The sequence below is a fragment of the Pantoea sp. GM_Pan_4 genome (assembly GCF_026541005.1).
Taxonomy (GTDB): Bacteria; Pseudomonadota; Gammaproteobacteria; order Enterobacterales; family Enterobacteriaceae; genus Pantoea; species Pantoea dispersa.
Genome location: NZ_JALNUZ010000001.1, coordinates 267084 through 284306 on the forward strand (window position 1 = coordinate 267084; position 17223 = coordinate 284306).

12 protein-coding genes are annotated in these 17223 nt (G+C 59.3%); 7 read left to right on the forward strand and 5 right to left on the reverse strand.

The window, feature by feature from the left end; all coding sequences use genetic code 11:
• Positions 1-52 precede the first annotated feature (52 nt).
• Together OXR61_RS01325 and OXR61_RS01330 are read right to left on the reverse strand one after the other, a co-directional pair.
• Positions 53-1078: an NADP-dependent oxidoreductase gene (locus tag OXR61_RS01325; RefSeq protein WP_241797927.1), complete on the reverse strand. Its 1026-nt coding sequence runs from the start codon at positions 1076-1078 to the stop codon at positions 53-55.
• Positions 1079-1404: 326 nt separating this feature from the next.
• Positions 1405-1755: a DUF3147 family protein gene (locus OXR61_RS01330; protein ID WP_021506022.1), complete on the reverse strand. Its 351-nt coding sequence runs from the start codon at positions 1753-1755 to the stop codon at positions 1405-1407.
• Between the two features lie 67 nt (positions 1756-1822).
• On the opposite strand from OXR61_RS01330, the gene OXR61_RS01335 reads away from it, so the two are divergent.
• The 5 genes from OXR61_RS01335 (at position 1823) to OXR61_RS01355 (ending at position 8447) form a co-directional block, all read left to right on the forward strand.
• A complete protein-coding gene (locus tag OXR61_RS01335; RefSeq protein ID WP_021506023.1) occupies positions 1823-2005 on the forward strand; it encodes a DUF1289 domain-containing protein in 183 nt (60 codons plus the stop codon).
• A gap of 267 nt (positions 2006-2272) precedes the next feature.
• The gene (locus tag OXR61_RS01340; RefSeq protein WP_267410492.1) at positions 2273-3343 is read left to right on the forward strand and encodes an amidohydrolase family protein; all 1071 of its coding nucleotides are present in this window, start codon (positions 2273-2275) and stop codon (positions 3341-3343) included.
• The gene (locus OXR61_RS01345) at positions 3318-4592 is read left to right on the forward strand and encodes an MFS transporter (protein ID WP_241797924.1); all 1275 of its coding nucleotides are present in this window, start codon (positions 3318-3320) and stop codon (positions 4590-4592) included. Before OXR61_RS01340 ends, OXR61_RS01345 begins: the two co-directional genes overlap by 26 nt.
• A 320-nt stretch (positions 4593-4912) precedes the next feature.
• The gene (locus OXR61_RS01350; protein WP_267410493.1) at positions 4913-6028 is read left to right on the forward strand and encodes a beta-propeller fold lactonase family protein; all 1116 of its coding nucleotides are present in this window, start codon (positions 4913-4915) and stop codon (positions 6026-6028) included.
• 322 nt (positions 6029-6350) lie between these two features.
• Complete coding sequence (locus OXR61_RS01355) at positions 6351-8447, forward strand: FUSC family protein (protein WP_058774673.1); 2097 nt, start codon at positions 6351-6353, stop codon at positions 8445-8447.
• Here OXR61_RS01355 and OXR61_RS01360 read toward each other — a convergent pair.
• Together OXR61_RS01360 and OXR61_RS01365 are read right to left on the reverse strand one after the other, a co-directional pair.
• Positions 8444-13042: an ATP-dependent helicase gene (locus OXR61_RS01360; protein ID WP_031279091.1), complete on the reverse strand. Its 4599-nt coding sequence runs from the start codon at positions 13040-13042 to the stop codon at positions 8444-8446. The two genes, OXR61_RS01355 and OXR61_RS01360, sit on opposite strands and share 4 nt — an antisense overlap.
• A 112-nt stretch (positions 13043-13154) precedes the next feature.
• Entirely contained in the window at positions 13155-14582 is a 1428-nt protein-coding gene (locus OXR61_RS01365) for a cytosine permease (RefSeq protein WP_021506030.1), read from the reverse strand.
• Positions 14583-14857: 275 nt separating this feature from the next.
• Between OXR61_RS01365 and OXR61_RS01370 the strand changes: the two genes are divergently transcribed.
• Positions 14858-15388 carry a GNAT family N-acetyltransferase gene (locus OXR61_RS01370; RefSeq protein WP_021506031.1) on the forward strand — a complete coding sequence of 177 codons (531 nt, stop codon included), beginning with the start codon at positions 14858-14860 and terminating at the stop codon, positions 15386-15388.
• Between the two features lie 85 nt (positions 15389-15473).
• Here the strand turns inward: OXR61_RS01370 and OXR61_RS01375 are convergent, their stop codons facing one another.
• Complete coding sequence (locus tag OXR61_RS01375; protein WP_021506032.1) at positions 15474-16253, reverse strand: alpha/beta hydrolase; 780 nt, start codon at positions 16251-16253, stop codon at positions 15474-15476.
• Positions 16254-16481: 228 nt separating this feature from the next.
• On the opposite strand from OXR61_RS01375, the gene OXR61_RS01380 reads away from it, so the two are divergent.
• The gene (locus OXR61_RS01380; RefSeq protein WP_021506033.1) at positions 16482-17213 is read left to right on the forward strand and encodes a YoaK family protein; all 732 of its coding nucleotides are present in this window, start codon (positions 16482-16484) and stop codon (positions 17211-17213) included.
• Positions 17214-17223 lie beyond the last annotated feature (10 nt).

Below are 17223 nucleotides of genomic sequence, written 5' to 3' on the forward strand. Positions count from 1 at the left end.
CTTAGTGCTCGCACACTAAGGCCGGATTCACAGTCGGGGAGAGAACCGCTGGCTACGCCACTTTCACCACGGTTTTGCCGAAGTTTTTGCCTTTCAGCATGTCAATAAACGCCTGCGGCGCATGCTCCAGCCCTTCTACCATGTGTTCGCGGTACAACACTTTTTGTTGCTCGACCAGCGGCGTCATCGCCTGCAGGAATTCCGGATAGCGATCGCCATAATCCTGGAAGATGATGAAGCCCTGCATACGGATGCGGCGTTTCAGAATCCCGCCCATGATCAGCGGCGTGCGATCGGGGCCGGGTGGCAGTTCGCGACTGCTGTAGCCCGACACCAGGCCACACACCGGCACGCGCGCGGCGGTGTTGAGCAGCGGGAAGACGGCATCGAATACTTTGCCGCCGACGTTTTCAAAATAGATGTCGATACCGTCCGGGCAGGCGGCCGCCAGCTGTTCTGCGAAATCGTCACGATGATGATCGATACAGGCGGAAAAACCGAGGGTGTCAATCGCGTAGCGGCACTTCTCCTCACCGCCGGCCACGCCGACGACGCGGCAGCCATTCAGCTTACCGAGCTGCCCGACCGTGGCACCCACCGGTCCGGTGGCGGCGGCGACAACCAGCGTTTCACCGGCTTTAGGCTGACCGATATCCATCAGGCCCATGTAGGCGGTAAAGCCCGGCATACCCAGAATGCCCAGCGCCCAGGATGGATGGGGCAGATGACCGATTTTAGTCACGCCAGTGCCATCGGACAGGGCATAGCTCTGCCAGCCGCTGGCCGCCAGTACCCAGTCACCGGCGCTGAAATCCGGATGCTGCGATTCCGCCACCTGGCATACGGTGCCGCCGACCATCGGCTGGTCGAGTTGCGCCGGCGGCGCGTAGGATTTGCTGTCATCCATGCGGCCACGCATATACGGGTCGAGCGACAGATAGTGGGTGCGCAGCAGCATCTGTCCCGCCTGCACCTGCGGCAGCGGTTGTTCGACATAGCGGAAGTTCTCTTTCACCGGCTCGCCGTCCGGGCGTGACGCCAGCAGCCAGGCGTGATTGAGTGAAGCGTGTTGAGTCATAGCATTTCCTTGTTTCTGCGCGGGTAAAACAGCAAGTGTAGCCAATGACCGGGCAGGGAATGGATGATTGATGCGGGGCTGGATTTACTATCGCGCCTTAAGAGGCTTTCTCCTGAACGGTGTCTGCGGGTCAACATGCCCGCTATTTTGCTGGTAGCCGTGGATTAAGCAGTGCAAAGTTTTTGTTGCTTTCCTGCGCGAAAGAAAACCGCCCTGTCCTGTGTCCCGGGACGCAGGACAGGGCGAGGTTAATCGAAATGAAAGGTCAAGATGAACAGAGCAGATGAGCCGGCCCATAAACCCGCAGGAATTGATGCGGCTTGCGTTTACATCAGAATGATACCAAACCGCTTCAGCAACAGCGCCCAAAGGGCGAACAGCACCACGGTAATCACGCAGGAGAGTAACAGCGTGAGCCAGAAGCCGGCGCGCTGGTAAAAAAACGGAAACAGGATAAACATCGGCAGTGTCGGCACCACATACCAGAACGTATACCATGCGTGAGCGGCAATCTTTTCCTGCGTTTGTCCTTCTATTTTCATCCAGATAAGCACCAACAGGGTGACCAGCGGTAAAGCGGCGAGCAGGCCGCCCAGACGATCGCTGCGTTTCGCGGCTTCTGAGATCAGTACCACCATAAAGGCGGTTAACGCGTATTTTGAGATTAGCCAGAGCATCGTTGTTCCCGATAATTATCATTAAGCCGGCTGCGTGCCTGAGGCTCTATTTTAGAGGAGGCTGGATATGGCCGCAAAATCGCCGTGCATCGATCTCTGCGTGTTTGATACGAAAACCGGCTGGTGCGAAGGATGCGGACGCACCCGTGGTGAAACCCAAAGCTGGCGCAAGCTTTCGCCTTACCATCGCAAAGCGACAGAGCGGGCGCTTCCGGCGCGCCTGAAAGCGCTTAAAACCCGAGAGGCGTAGTCTTGTTCGTCAGGTCGAGGCGACACACATTGAGGTTGACGCTGCTGCCAAAGATTGAAACCTGACGGTGTAGCAGGACATTTGTGATTAACATCTTACTTACATCATTAACATCCCCTTTTTGCTAGCTATCAGTTATGCGGTGAATCTATAGTCAATTTACTATGTAAAACTGTGTTTTATCTGGTGAAACTCATGACTTTGGCGATGAGGCACGCCAGCAGCGTTTCAGACCTGATTGAAATCAGGCAGTTAAGAGGGGATACTATGGAGATCGTTAACGCACCGCATCTGCCAGTCAGAGAGCACTGGCTGGCACTGCATCATGAACCCGCTTTGATGCCCGACCTGCCGATGGTCGATGCGCATCATCACTTATGGGACCGCCAGTCAGGGCGTTATCTGGCGCCTGAATTCAGCCACGATATCGAAACGTCCGGCCACCGGATACTCTCCACCGTCTACATTCAGTGCCGTTCAATGCTGCGCCGCAACGGACCGGAGGCCTTCAAACCCGTCGGTGAGGTGGAGTTTGCCAGCGGCGTCGCGGCAATGTTTAACAGCGGCCATTACGGCGCGGCGGCAGGCTGTGAAGCGATTGTCGGCGGTGCCAGCCTGTTGGCTGGCGATGACCTGCTGCCGGTGATTGAAAGCATGACGGAACGTTCAGGCGGACGGTTACGCGGGATGCGTAATCCGCTGGCCTGGCACGATGACCCGCGCGTGGTATCCAGTCCCGCGACGCCGCCCGCCGGTCTGGCGGCCAGTGCCGCATTCCGGCGCGGTGCCGCATGCCTGGCCCGCAAGGGACTGTCGCTGGATGTCTGGGTTTATCACACCCAACTCGATGAAATCGCTGAGCTGGCACGGGCGCTACCCGATCTGCACATTATTGTGGACCATTGCGGCGGGCCGATCGGTAGCGGGCCGTATGCCGACAAACGGGATGCCACCTTCCAGGAATGGAAAAAGGCCATCATTGCGCTGGCGGCGTTGCCAAACGTGAGCATCAAAATCAGCGGTTTCGGCATGACCGTCATGGGCTACTCCTTCGCCCAGCACGCCATACCGCCGGACTCGCAGACGCTTTCGCAGGCCTGGCGGCCGCAGTTTGAAACCCTGGTTGACGCATTTGGCGTCGGGCGCTGTATGTTTGCCAGCAACTTCCCGGTCGACAAAGGGATGTTCAGCTACGGCGTATTCTGGAATGCCTGTAAAAGGCTGGCTGAGCACGCTTCGCCGACCGAAAGAGAACAGCTGTTCTGGCGCACCACGGCTGCACGCTATCGCTTATCCTCCCTGGAGAATATGGATGAATATCAAATCAAGACTGCATGAAGCGCCTCCCCTGGCGCAGGATGAGTCCGCTGCAGCGATCTCGTATACATCGGCAGAAAAAAGGACGCTGGCGCTGGGCGGGTTAGGGTGGACGTTTGAAAGCTATGACTCGTTTTTGCTCTCGCTGTTACTACCGGTACTGGGCGTGGTATTTGATGTCAGCAAAACGGAACTTGGCGTGTTTATCAGCACCACGGCAGGCGGGCAGATTATTGGTGGCATTCTGTTTGGGCTGGTTGCCGATAAGATCGGACGCGTCAGAACGGCCTTTATCTGTATCGCCATCTATTCACTTTTCTCCGGACTGCTGGCGTTCTCCCACAATCCTCAGGCGTTTGCTGCGCTGCGATTCTGCGGTGCGCTGGGTATGGGCGGCATGTGGACGTCAGGAGCGGCACTGATCGCCGAAACATGGCGTCCGGAACGTCGTGCACGCGGTGGCGCGCTGATGCAAATGGGGTTACCGGTGGGGGCGATCCTGGCGATTGGCCTGACGGCGCTGGTGACGGCCCTGACCGGCGGGCTGGAAAACGGCGGCTGGCGCTCCCTTTTCATGATTGGCGCACTGCCGGTGTTTATCATGATGGTCATTGCTTATATCACGCCTGAATCACCTGTCTGGCTGGCGCGCCAGCAGGAACGCGCTCACCGCCAGAACAAAACGGCAGGTACCGGCAAAATCAACCTCAAAGGATTGCTGCTGGCATTTACCTTTATCTTTTTCATTCAGTACCTGTTCTGGGGCGTATTCACCTGGACGCCAACCTATCTTCGTGAAGTTAAGCATCTTGATTTTCTTCACAGCCTGAAATTTGTGCTGGCCCTGCAAACCGGTGCCATTGCAGGCTTCCTGGTGTTCTCACTGCTGGCCGATAAGTGGGGGCGCAGGCCGATGTTTCTGCTCTACCTGTTTATCGGTGCGGTGGCGGTCGGCATGTATCTGGCGACCACTCAGCCGCTGATTCTGATGGTGGCCATCTTCATGGCAGGGTTTGGCGTAAACGGTATTTTTGCCGGCTCCGGTCCTTTCCTCGCCGAGATCATTGGCGACACGCAGTCACGCGGCTTTTTAATGGGGCTGGCGTATAACGGCGGGCGCCTGGGCGGCTTTATCGCGCCGCTGCTGATTGGCTTTGTGGCCAGCGTTGGAGGATTCACCGCCGGGCTGGCCACCACGGTGATCGCCTTTCTTGCCGCGATGGTGGTGGTCTGGTTAGCGCCAGAAACCAAAGGCGTGAAGTTGCAGTAAGCTGTGCACCTGTCGCGCAATCGGCAGGTTAAAACCTGTGACACGGTTGAACACCTGACGCGCTGTCAGGTGTTCAGCCAGTTGTGTGGTATACCCACCGTAGCCAGAATCATCACCGCAAAATCCTGCATCACATCGCGGCCACGCCAGGTGAGCCCGCGCACAAACCCGGACAAAACATCAGGTTCGCCGGCGCGCTAATTGCCTGATTAGCCTGGCTTGCTGGAGAAGTGCCCAGGTGACGTCGGGCAAACTCACATAACAGGCGCGTGCTTTACTGCGTATAACCGGGTCTGATTACCCTCATCAAGGAGAACACCATGATAAACAGCCTGCGCACCGTTACGCTGCTGGCGGCAATGACGGTGAGCGCGCCACTGCTGGCGCAGACCTTTGTGTACGTATCCGCCGCCGACGACGGCACCATCGCGCGCTATACGCTGGACGCGCGCAGCGGCGCTTTGCAGCTGCTTGGCCACACTGAGGCCGGGGGCAAAGTGATGCCGATGGCGCTCAGTGCGGATCACAAAACGCTGTACGCGGCGATTCGCAGTAAACCGCTGCAGCTGGCGAGCTGGCAGATTGACTCGCAGAGCGGCGAGCTTAACCACCGGCGCACCGTGCCGGCTGCGGCCAGTTACCCCTACATCAGCACTGACCGTCAGGGACGCTTTCTGCTGGGGGCCTCTTATGACGGCGACGTGGTGCAGGTTTATCGTCTGACGGCCAGCGGCACCATCGCTACGCCGCCGGTCGGCAGCTATAAAACCGGTCATGCGGCACATTCGGTGATTGTCGATGCCAGCGGTCGTCACGCTTATGTGGGCAATCTTGGCACCGATCGCGTGCTGCAGCTCCGGCTGGGCGCAAACGGCACGCTCAGCGCCCTTGGTAAGGGCGGGGTAGCAACCGCCGCCGACAACGGTCCGCGTCACTCGGTGTTGTCGCCGGATAATCGCTATCTGTACAACATTGGTGAAATGGGCGGCATCATTACCCAGTTCCGGCGCGAAACCAGCGGCGAACTGATCAAAGTGGCGGAAACGCCTAACGCGGTGGCGGCGCAGTATCATCTGCAACATGGGCGTGAACGGCCGCCGGGTTACAGCGACAGCACGCCGCGCATCTGGTCAGCGGATATCCAGCTGACGCCGGACGGGCGTTTTCTGTATGTCAGCGAGCGCACCAGCAGTACCGTGAGCGGTTATCGTGTTAACCAGCAGGATGGCAAACTGACGCTGATTGGCAGCTGGCCGGTGGAGAAACAGCCGCGCGGCATGGCGATCAGCCCCGATGGTCGCTGGCTGGTGGTGAGCGGTGAGAAGAGTGCGGTTATTGGCAGCTACGCGATTGAGGCGCGCAGCGGGGCGTTGCAGCGGGTGGGCGAGGCGCCAGCCGGCCGGGACGCGAACTGGGTGACCATCGTCAGCTATTAAAATGATCGGGCGCAGGAAACTGCGCCTTATTGCGCGAAATTATTTTATGGATAGCATCGTCCGGCAGCAAAGTGTGATCTGCGACACATTTCTGCCGCTGAAGGCAGATTGCTGCTTTCTGCGGCAGTGACAGCGCAGATATCCCGCCGGCGACCCGCCGATCGCTGCGTTCGATTAGTTTCCTTAAAGCATTCTGTGCCTGCTGTCAGGCGCGTATGAACACCGTTTTCGATTACGAAACAATTTGTCGTAGTTATCGGGATGAGCGCCCGCCAGATTCTGGCAGGATACGCCGCACTTAGCGCCTTCTGGTCTCCGTGACATGCAGTGGTTTTCGAAAAACGCCGTTTTTTTTGCTGTAAAAACCTGTCTGGCCGCCTTTCTGGCATTATATCTGGCTCTTGAACTGAATGTTGATCGTCCCGCCTGGGCGCTGACCACGGTGTTTGTGGCATCGCAGCTTTATTCGGCCTCCACCATCTCCAAATCGCTGTTCCGCCTGCTCGGCACGCTGCTCGGTGGCGTCTTCATCTTTTTTATCTTTCCGCTCACCGTGGCGCATCCGCTGCTGTTCAGCCTGTGTATCTCACTGTGGGTGAGCCTGTGTCTCTATCTGTCGCTGCACGACCGCACGCCGAAAAGCTATGTTTTTATGCTGGCGGGCTACAGCGCCGCGATTATGGGTTTCCCGGAAGTGACGACGCCGCTCGGTATCACCAGCACCGTGCTGTCGCGCATTGAAGAAATTACCCTGGGCATTGTCTGTAGTAGCCTGGTGCACGCGCTGTTGTTTCCGGTCTCGATGCGCAGTCTGCTGGAGCAGAGCGTCAGCCAGTGGTATCTCAACGGGCGCAAGCTGTGCCGCGATTTACTCTCTGGTATTTCCGCTGACCGATCGCCAGAACGCGACGAAATCCTGACCCGCATGGCCACTAATCCGCAGCAGGTCGAGATCCTGATTACTCATTGCGTGTACGAGGGCGACGCGGCCCGGCGTCTGATTCGCCTGGTCAGCACGCAGTATCAGCATCTTTCATACTTAATCCCCACGCTGACGGCGATTGAGATGCGGCTGCAGCGGCTGGCGGCGCGCCAGATTGCCTTTCCTGCCTGGGTTGAGCAGACCCTGCAGCAGTTCCTGCTGTGGCTGAATGACGGCGAAGCGGTGGGCGATGTCATTGGCATTCAGCTGGAACTGAGCCTTTGTCAGGATCGGCTGAATGCGGCGTGGCGCAACGGCGAGCTGTCTACCGAACACTGCCTGCTGTTTACCGGCCTGCTGGAGCGGCTGGTGGATTTTGTGCGTATCGCCGGGGCTTACCAGAGCGTGGGCGGGCTGGTCAGCGATCTGTCAGGCGACACCACGCTGGCGCGCGGTAAACGCACGCATCGCTTTTTCGACAAAGGGCTGATTCGGCTGTCGGCGCTGACGGCATTTTGCGCCACCTTTGGCTCCTGCCTGCTGTGGATGGCGACCGGCTGGCGCGACGGGGCATCAGCGCCAGTGATGGCCGCGATTCTCAGCTCCTTCTTCGCCAGCCTCGATACGCCGCTGACCTCAATGAAGCTGTTTATTCGTGGGGTGATCGTGGCGATCTTTATCAGCGTGATTTATGTCGCGCTGCTGCTGCCGCAGGCAACCTCGTTCGAGGCGCTGATCCTCTGCCTGGCTCCGGGTTTGCTGCTACTCGGGCTGATGATTGCGCGACCGGCCAGCAACATGATCGGTCTGAGCGTGGCGATCCAGATCCCCGGCTTTATCGGGCTCGGACATCATCTGAAACCCGATCTGGTGCTGCTGGTGAATAACGCGATTGCTTCAATGGCCGGCGTGCTGTTTGCGGTGATCCTGACCGCGCTGATGCGCAACAAGCGGCCATCGTGGACCGCGCGCCGTGCCGTGCGTCACGGCCTGCGTGAACTGCTGCGCTTTATCAAGGAGATTGAGCGCAACGGCTCATCGCTGCTGGGACGCCAGCGTTTTATTGGCCTGATGCTGGATAAGGTCAACGTGGTGCTGCCACGCCTGCACCTTGATCCGCAGTCCGATATGGCGCCGGCAGGAATGCTGCTGACCGAGGTGTGGCTGGGGGTTAATAGCTTTGACTACTACGCGCGCCATCAGGCGCTGCTGAGCCGTTATCAGCTGGACAGCGGGCAGATGTTTCACGAGCTGGGACTGTTTCTTAAGCGCAGGCTGAAGTCGCTGCAGACGCCGCCGCATGAGGATTTGCAGGAGGAGCTCGATGTGCTGCTGATGCAGCTGGAACAGCTGGCGCAGCGTGACGAGGCGCTGCTGCTGCCGCTGTTTCATCTGTTCAGCATCCGGTTATACCTGTTTCCGCAACTTAGCTGGCCGGTGGCCACGCCGCGTCAGGCCGAACGCCTGCAGCAGCATCGTTACCGCCTGCAGGCTTAGCCATACCAGCTGTAACCTTTCGGCACGCGGGAAAAGCCGATGGCTTTCAGGGCCGGTAGCAGTGATGACTGGCTGGCCGGCTGATCGTCCACCCGTTCGAGAATGAAGCTGTGGGTCTTCTCCCGGCGTAAGGCCTGGCCCAGCGCCACGATCGCGGCCTGGCGTTGCTCCTCACTAATGTCGCCAAAAGTTAACAGCTCTTTACCACCCGGCGGCAGCCACAGCATAACGCGCCCATTGCCAATCACCACCAGTGCGCCGCTGCGGCGGGTAGGCCGCACGCCACCGACGCTGAGCGGCCACGCCAGCTGCACGCCAAAGGGATTGGCAGGATCCAGTACTGCCAGCGCCACCGGCGGATGCGTGGCCTGCGCACTGCCGAGCTGGCGCAGCCGATCGATGGCCGGATTTTCAGCAAACTGCGCGCCACCCATGCCAGCAACAAAGCGGCCGCGCAGCAGCCGTCCGGCATCCTCCATACCGCGCAAGAGCGGCTGCAGCGCCGGAAAGCCACCGGGAATCTGCTCTGCCACGGCGGCACCGCGCGTGATCACGCCAAAGCGGTCGAGCATATTTTCAGTCAGCGCCAGGGCGCGCTCGGTATCGGCCAGCGGCTGCCGCACAATCAGCGACCAGCGTCCGGCCATGCTGTTGAGCGAGGGCTGCGCAGCAGCACTGCGGCTGGCCGCGAAACTGGCCCGACTGTGGCGACTGCGCGCAGGACGGGCCGGGCGTGGACGCGGCGTGTGGCTGGTGGTGCTGAGCTGGCGCAGCGCGGCCCAGGTATCCATGGTCAGATAGCTGCGCCATACCAGTTCCCACATCGCGGCAAAGACTTCGCCGGGATCGACAGATTGTTCAGGCTGCGCCATCACGCGCGGTAGCAGCTCGCGGGCGAACCAGCCGCCGCCATCCTGTAACTGCGCCACAATCGCCTGCTGTAAAGGTGACAATGTCACATTATTACCTTCATCAGGCACCGGTAACGTTTCACTGGCAAACTCGCTCAGGTGCAGTGAGACCAGTCCGTCCTGCGCGCCAGGTGCCCGCTGGCCACTCCAGATGACTTCACCGGAAGAGAGCAGCTCATCCAGCATCGCAGGCTGATAGTCACGCACCCGCACCGGCAAAATCTGGCTTTCCCACAGCGAAACCGGCAGCGCAACGCCAGCCAGTTGTTCAATCACCCGCACCACGCCGTTGATACCGGCAAAGGCGCCCTGTGCCGCGGATGCTGCGACGTCGCTCAGTAATCCCTGACGCTCAAGCAGAAAAGCCACGTACGCCGGCGCTTCGACCGGTCGGGTGGCCTCACGCGCCGCCTGCAGCGATCGCACGCGCAAACGACGAAATACGCTTTCCGCTACCCACTGCGTTGACGCATCGACCGCAGGCGAGAGGAAATCGCCTTTCAGTACGCGTTGCTGCTGACGCAGCTCCTCCAGCGTGTCGTCGACCACGGCGCGGCCCAGACCAAAGCGGGCAGCGATTTGCAGACTGGTGGCGACAGCGTGGGTGCGCAGATAGCGATTAAGTAAGTCATGCAGCGGACGGGCCACCGGCGCGAGCAGCCCGGCGGGCAGATCAGCTGGCAGCGCCGTGCCCAGCGCGTCGCGCAGCCGCACGCCATCTTCGGCGACAGCCCAGCGCGCCTCTGCCGCAATCGTAACCTGAATGATGCGCTGCGCCTGTTGCAGCGCGGTTAGCAGCGGCATCAGCGCCGCCTCGCCGTTGTAGCGCGCCGTGATTTCCGGCACAGTGAGCGGCCCCAGCTCGCGCAGCAGATCAACCACAGCTTCCTGAGTGCTGGCCTGATAATCGGGGACGGTGCGCTGAAGCTCCTGCTCAACGCGTGCCACCACCTCGGGTGCCAGCAGCTCGTGCATCTCAACCTGGCCCAGCAGATCGCTCAGCAGCGTGCTGTCCAGCGCCAGCATTGACGCGCGCCGCTCCGCCTGCGGCGCATCGCTGGCATACATGAATTCGGCGACATAGCCAAACAGCAGCGGCGCAGCAAACGGTGAGGGCGTATCGGTGGTAACTTCAGTCAGCTTAACCTCGCCCTGTTGTATCCGCGCCATCAGCTGATGCAGCGCCGGCAGGTCATACACGTCCTGCAGACATTCACGCGCGGTTTCGATCAAAATCGGGAAATCATCGAACTGCCGCGCCACCTCCAGCAGCTGCCCGGCACGCAGCCGCTGCTGCCACAGCGGAGAACGTTTACCGGGATTGCGGCGCGGCAGCAGCAGGGCGCGCGCGGCGCATTCGCGGAAGCGGGCGGCAAACAGCGCAGAATGTCCCACCGCAGCCGTCACCTGTCGCTGGAGTTCGTCCGGCGCAAACAAAAACAGTTCAGCGCCTGGCACCCGGCCTTCGCTGTCAGGGAAGCGCGCGACAATCCCATCATCGCTGGCGACCACGGCCGGATCGAGCCCCATCTGACGGCCAATCCGCTCAGCGATGGCCAGCGCCCATGGCGCATGCACGCGCTGACCATAAGGGGAATGCAAAATCACGCGCCAGTCGCCGGTTTCATCGCGACAACGCTCAATCAGCAAATTGCGATCGTCAGGCACCAGGCCTGTGGCGGCGATCTGTTCGTCGATGAGCGCACGAATGTTGTGTCGGGCATTGGCGTCAAGGTTGTCGCTGCCGGGCAACATCCCGCTGGCGGCATGTCGCAAATAGCGGCCAATGGCTTCGCCGAGTGTCGCCGAACGCCCGAGACTGTCGCCGTGCCAGAAGGGCAGGCGCGCCGAGCGACCGGGTGCCGGCACCACTACCACCTGATCGTGCGTAATTTGCTGGATGCGCCACGAGGTGGCGCCAAGCGTGATGATGTCGTTAATCCGCGACTCATACACCATCTCCTCATCCAGTTCGCCGACCCGGCGCGCACCAGACTGTTCTTCGCCCTCCGGCAGCATCACGCTGAACATGCCACGATCCGGAATGGTGCCACCGCTGGTGACTGCAAGATGCTGCGCGCCCGGGCGGCCGCTTAAGGTTTGCTGTTGTCGATCCCAGATGATGCGCGGGCGCAGGTTAGCAAACTCGTCCGAAGGGTAGCGGCCAGACAGCATATCCAGCACTGCATCAAAGGCGTTACGCGGTAACGTTTTGAACGGATCGGCACGGCGTACCTGTTGATACCACGCCTCGACGGACAGGGTATCCATGGCCGCCGCCGCCACCGTATGCTGGGCGAGAATATCGAGCGGATTGTGTGGCAAAGCGATAGCATCCAGTTCACCTGCCAGCATTGCGTCCACCGTCACGGCCGCATCAACCAGATCGCGGCGCGTGCGCGGCCAGATAATGCCTTTCGGCGTACCGCCGACCTGGTGACCGGCACGGCCAATACGCTGCAGCGCGCTGGCCACCGAAGGCGGTGCCCCGACCTGAATCACCAGATCGATATCACCCATGTCGATTCCCAGTTCAAGACTGGATGTCGCCACCACGCAGCGCAGTTCGCCGGCCTTCAGGGCGTTCTCAATCTCCAGCCGCTGCTCTTTCGACACCGAGCCATGATGCGAACGGGCAATATACGCTTCAGCAGGCGTGGCGCGTTTTTCGGTTCCGCCGCTAAAAGAGCCATAGGCGAGGGCGGGCTCCGTTACGCCCTGTTCCGGCGCGGAGCGTCGCGCATAAAGTTCGTTGAGCCGTGCGGTGAGTTTCTCCGCCAGCCCACGCGAATTGGTAAACACCAGAGTCGCGCGATGGCGCAATACCTCATCCAGAATGCCGGCTTCAATATGCGGCCAGATGGAACCGGCGGCGAGGCTGCTCTCCTGCGCGGCGCGCGCATCGGGACGCTGCTGGATGTCCGTCATGTCCTCTACCGGCACAGTAATTGTCAGCTGCAGCGGCCGCTGCGCCGGCGGGTTGACAATGCGCGCAATACCCGCGCCACCGAGGAAAGCCGCCACCGCTTCTGGCGGTCGCACGGTGGCCGACAGGCCAATGCGCTGAGCAGGCTGCGCCAGCAATACATCGAGCCGTTCCAGGCTGAGCGCCAGATGGGCGCCGCGTTTACTTCCCGCCACCGCATGAACTTCGTCAATAATCACGGTCGAGATGCCACGCAGCGTTTCGCGGGCTTTTGACGTCAGCAGCAGGAAAAGCGATTCCGGGGTAGTAATCAGGATGTCCGGTGGCCGGCGCTGCAGCTTTGCCCGTTCGGCGCTGAGCGTGTCGCCGGAGCGCATGCCGACCTCCAGCGTGATATCCGCCTCACCCAATTCCGCGCGCTGAGCGGCAACGCCCGCCAGCGGTAGCGCCAGGTTACGCTGCACGTCAGCCGCAAGCGCTTTAACCGGTGAGATATATAGAATGCGCGTCTTATGACTGCGCGCTACGGGTTCGTCACGACTGCGCTCGCGAAACAGCGCGTCGATCGCATGCAGAAATGCCGCCAGCGTTTTGCCGGAGCCGGTTGGGGCAATCACCAGGCAGTGTTGTCCGCTGGCGATGGCGCGCCAGGCTTCCTGTTGTACGGGGGTCGCCGCCGGGAAAGTGCGGCGAAACCACTGTTGCGTGGCCGGGGTGAACAGTGAAAGCGCTGAGGCTGGCATCCATGACTCCTGCATTCTCGAAAGGGCGATCAGCAGTGTAGCGTGCCGCAGCGTTTACGGCATTATCAGGATATTGCCGATGAGGGCGGCGCGAAAACACGCGCCGCAGCATTAGTATGTGACAACGTCACTGAGGGTAAACCGAGTCGGCCAGTTTCCCGCGTCGATCAAAGCGACGTGCGGCCAGCCACAGCAATGCGGTAACAAACCAGCCGATGATCCATGACACATCGTTGCCGGCAAAAATCCACGTCAGGGAACCATGATGCAGCGGGTTATCAATGAACGGCAGCTGTACCAGCACCCCGAGGAAGTAAATGATAATGCCGGCCCAGTTCCAGCGACCATAGCGGCCATCCGGTTGCGACAGCGCGGGCACATCGACTTTCCCTTTGGTAATCAGATAAAAATCCGTCAGGCTGATGGCGCTCCACGGCACAAAAAAGGCCAGCAGGAACAGCAGGAAGTGGGTAAATGATTTGAGAAACGCCGGTTCGCTGAGCAGCGCAATGATGCAGGAGAGCGTCACCATCAGCACCACAAACAGGATACGTCCGCCACGGCTGATCGCGGTTTGCTGGCGAAAACCGGAGACAATGGTGGTCAGCGACATAAAGCTGCCGTAGGCATTGAGCGTGGTGAAGGTGATTTTGCCAAAGCAGATGGCGAAGTAGATAACCATCGCCATAGTGGCGCTGCTGCCCAGCCCGACGATGTAGCCCACTTCATTACCGGAGAACGCTTTACCCGCAATCGCTGCCACAATGACGCCAAGCGTCATGGATGCCTGCGTGCCCAGCACGGTGCCAAAAAACACCGAACTGAACAGCTTTTTCGCGGAGACATCCACCGGCAGATAGCGCGAGTAGTCCGACACATAAGGGCAAAACGCAATCTGCCATGACGAGGAGAGCGATACCGCCAGCAGAAAACTGGCAACGCTGAAGTGCTGATTTTGCCAGACGGCCGCTAAATCGTGGCTGGAGAGCAGGGTGATGAACAGGTAAACAAACGCCAGCACGCCGATGACGCTGGCCACTTTGCCGAGTTTATGAATCACCCGATAGCCAAGCACCGCAATCACAATGATGATGGCGCTGAAAATGATCATGCCGGCTGCATTGCTGACGTTGACCAGCTTCGCCAGCGCCTGGCCGGCCAGTACCGTGCCGCTGGCCGAGAAGCCCACATACATAATGCACACCAGCACCAGCGGGATCACCGCACCAAACACGCCAAACTGCATACGGCTGGTGATCATCTGCGGCAGGCCAAGCCGCGGGCCCTGAATCGCGTGCAGCGACATGATGGCCGCGCCGACAATCTGTCCCACCAGTAGACCGACAATCGACCACACCACATCGCCACCCAGCACCACCGCCAGCGCACCGGTAACAATGGCGGTAATCTGCAAATTGCCACCAAACCACAACGTGAACTGGCTAAACGGATGCCCGTGACGCTCGCTGAGCGGGATGTAATCAATAGAACGTGTTTCTGACAGGCGCTGTTTCTCTGCGCCTGAATAATCTGCGGCAGGTATCTGAGCGGACATAGTTTCCTCGCTGGAACGGCTAAAGGTGGTTAGTCATTGATTTTTCTTGTTAGTCAGTGGTAAATGTCACGAAACATACATGTATATACATGTAGCGATATTGTCACGAGGTTGATGAGGTTACAAGCTGACCGGTCATTGGAAATTGTGATGACGCTGGCAATGTTGTCCGTTAATGTCAGGAGATTGTCCGGTAACGGACGCGCACAAAGGCGATGATGCGCTAACTACAGACCCATTAACTGTGGCGATCAGGACAACCCGGGGAGGGAATCATGCAGGCAGTGATTGAAACAGAACGCTTACGACTGGAACCCTTTGCGCTAAGCCACCTCGCCGGCTTGCGCGCGATGGATGATGACCCGGAAATCATGCGTTATATCAACGAGGGACAGGTGAAGAGCGAGGACGAGACGCTGGCGACCATTGAGCGCGTGCAGCAACGCTGGCAGCGCTATGGTTTTTCCTGGTGGGCGCTGCGCGAGAAGAGCAGCGATGACATCGTCGGAGCGGCTTGTCTGCAGCATCTGGCCCATCAGGAACAGGCGCCGCTGGAAATTGGCTGGCGACTGTTGCGCAGCAGTCAGGGTAAAGGATATGCCACCGAAGCCGCCACGGCGATTGTGCAGTTTGCTACCGGGCAGATTGGCGTGGATTATCTGGTGGCGGTGGCACATCCGGAAAACCTTGCATCCCATCGGGTGATGCAGCGGCTAGGTATGCGCTATCGCGGTATCGAGCAGCATTACGACCAGCCCTGTGTGGTTTATGAACTGGATATCAAGAGTCCTCCAGCGCATTCGTGAGGCAGGGCGCGCACCCTTTCTAGCGGCGCGATTTATCACGCAATAAATTGCGCCGCTATCAAACATGCACCCGGTAAGGGTGCGCTCAATACCCTGGTACGTGCGCGGCTTTCATGATCAGATTTGCCACCGCCTGCGGCTGGGAAATCAGCGACACATGGCTGGCCTTGAGTTCGATGGTCTGCGCATGCATGCGTTTCGCCATAAAGCGCTGCAGATCCGGATTGATAGTGTGATCCTCCGTCGACACCGCATACCAGCTCGGTTTGCTATGCCAGGCCGCCACGCTGGTTTTCGCCTGGGTAATTGCTTTACCCATCGGCTGCTGAACGGCGTAATAAGCCCGCGCTTCGCTTTCTGGCAGATCGCCGGCAAAGTCATGGATAAACGCCTGTTCACTGAGCGCTCCAAAGCCATCGTCACGCCACTTCAGGCCAGCGGCAACCGGTGCTGCAGGGAACTTTTTGGTGAGCGCCGGATAATCTTCACCGGCCTCCGGCGCGCGCGCTGCGATGTACACCAGCCCCTTCACTTCAGGTTCATCGCCCGCCTGACTGATAACCATGCCGCCGTAGGAGTGCGCAACCAGAATCACCGGTCCATCCTGCTGTGCCAGCGCGCGTTTCACCGCCGCCACGTCATCATTCAGCGACGTCGTTGGGTTTTGTACCGCGGTGACGTGCAGACCTTTCGCCTGCAACAGTGGGATGACTTTGCCCCAGCTGGAGCCATCAGCGTACAGGCCATGGACCAGCACAATATTTTTTACTTCCTGCGGCGCGGCAGCGCTATCGGCGTGCGCCAGTCCGGCACTCAGGGCTGAGATTACCAGCGCCGTCAGCGCCGTGATTTTGCGTAATGTCATGATCGATCCTCATAATTAATCGGGGTTCATGCACCACTGTAAGCGCCGGGGACCAACATTCCGCTGACGTGGAAATGACAAAAAAATGACAGCGACACGATGTGGCAGCGGAGGATTTAAAAGTAATAAAAGCAGAGGATTAGCCGTGAGTCGGAGCATAGCCGCTATGCTTGATAAGGATGAGACCCGACCAACCCGAGAATCTCTCAAAGGAGTACTAAATAGATTATGCTGTTGCGCAAGAAGAAAATCCGCTCTCACAGCGAAGACCGCCTGCTGGCGTTAACGCTGGCCACCACGGCCGGTATCCTCAACGCCATGGCGTTTGGCGCATTTGGTTTTTTCCCTTCCCATATGACCGGCAATACCTCGCAAATTTCGGCAGAGGTGAATGGTTCTGACCTGCACGATCTGCTGTTTCTGGCCGTGCTGATTTTTGCTTTTGTCTGTGGTGCCATGCTGGCGCGTTTGACGGTAGCTTACGGCCTGAAGCGGAATCTGCGCACCATTTACTGTCTGGTGCTGCTGGCAGAGGGTATTTTCCTGCTGCTGACTTCCCTGGTAGAAATCCTGTGGTATTCCGAACGAAACAATGGCGAAATACTGGTTACGCTGAGTCTGCTGATGGGCATCCATAACTCAACCTCAACCCAGCTTTCTTCCGGTCGTGTTCGCTCCACGCACGTGACCGGCACACTGACCGACGCCGGCATCGCGCTGGGATCCTGGCTACGCGCATCCTTCAGTCAAAGCGAGGCTGCCGATCGCGATGGCCACCGAACCGTGCTTTTTACTCATCTGGTCACGATTTTCTCATTTCTGTCCGGCTGCGTTGTCGGCTATCTGCTGTTCAGGCACCTTGGATTTGAAGCGATGGCGGGGTTGGGCATTGTGCTGGCGTTGATCGCCGTTGGTGGCATCGCCAGAACCCTGCATTTAACCGGCATGCGATTTTGGTAACATCGACGAA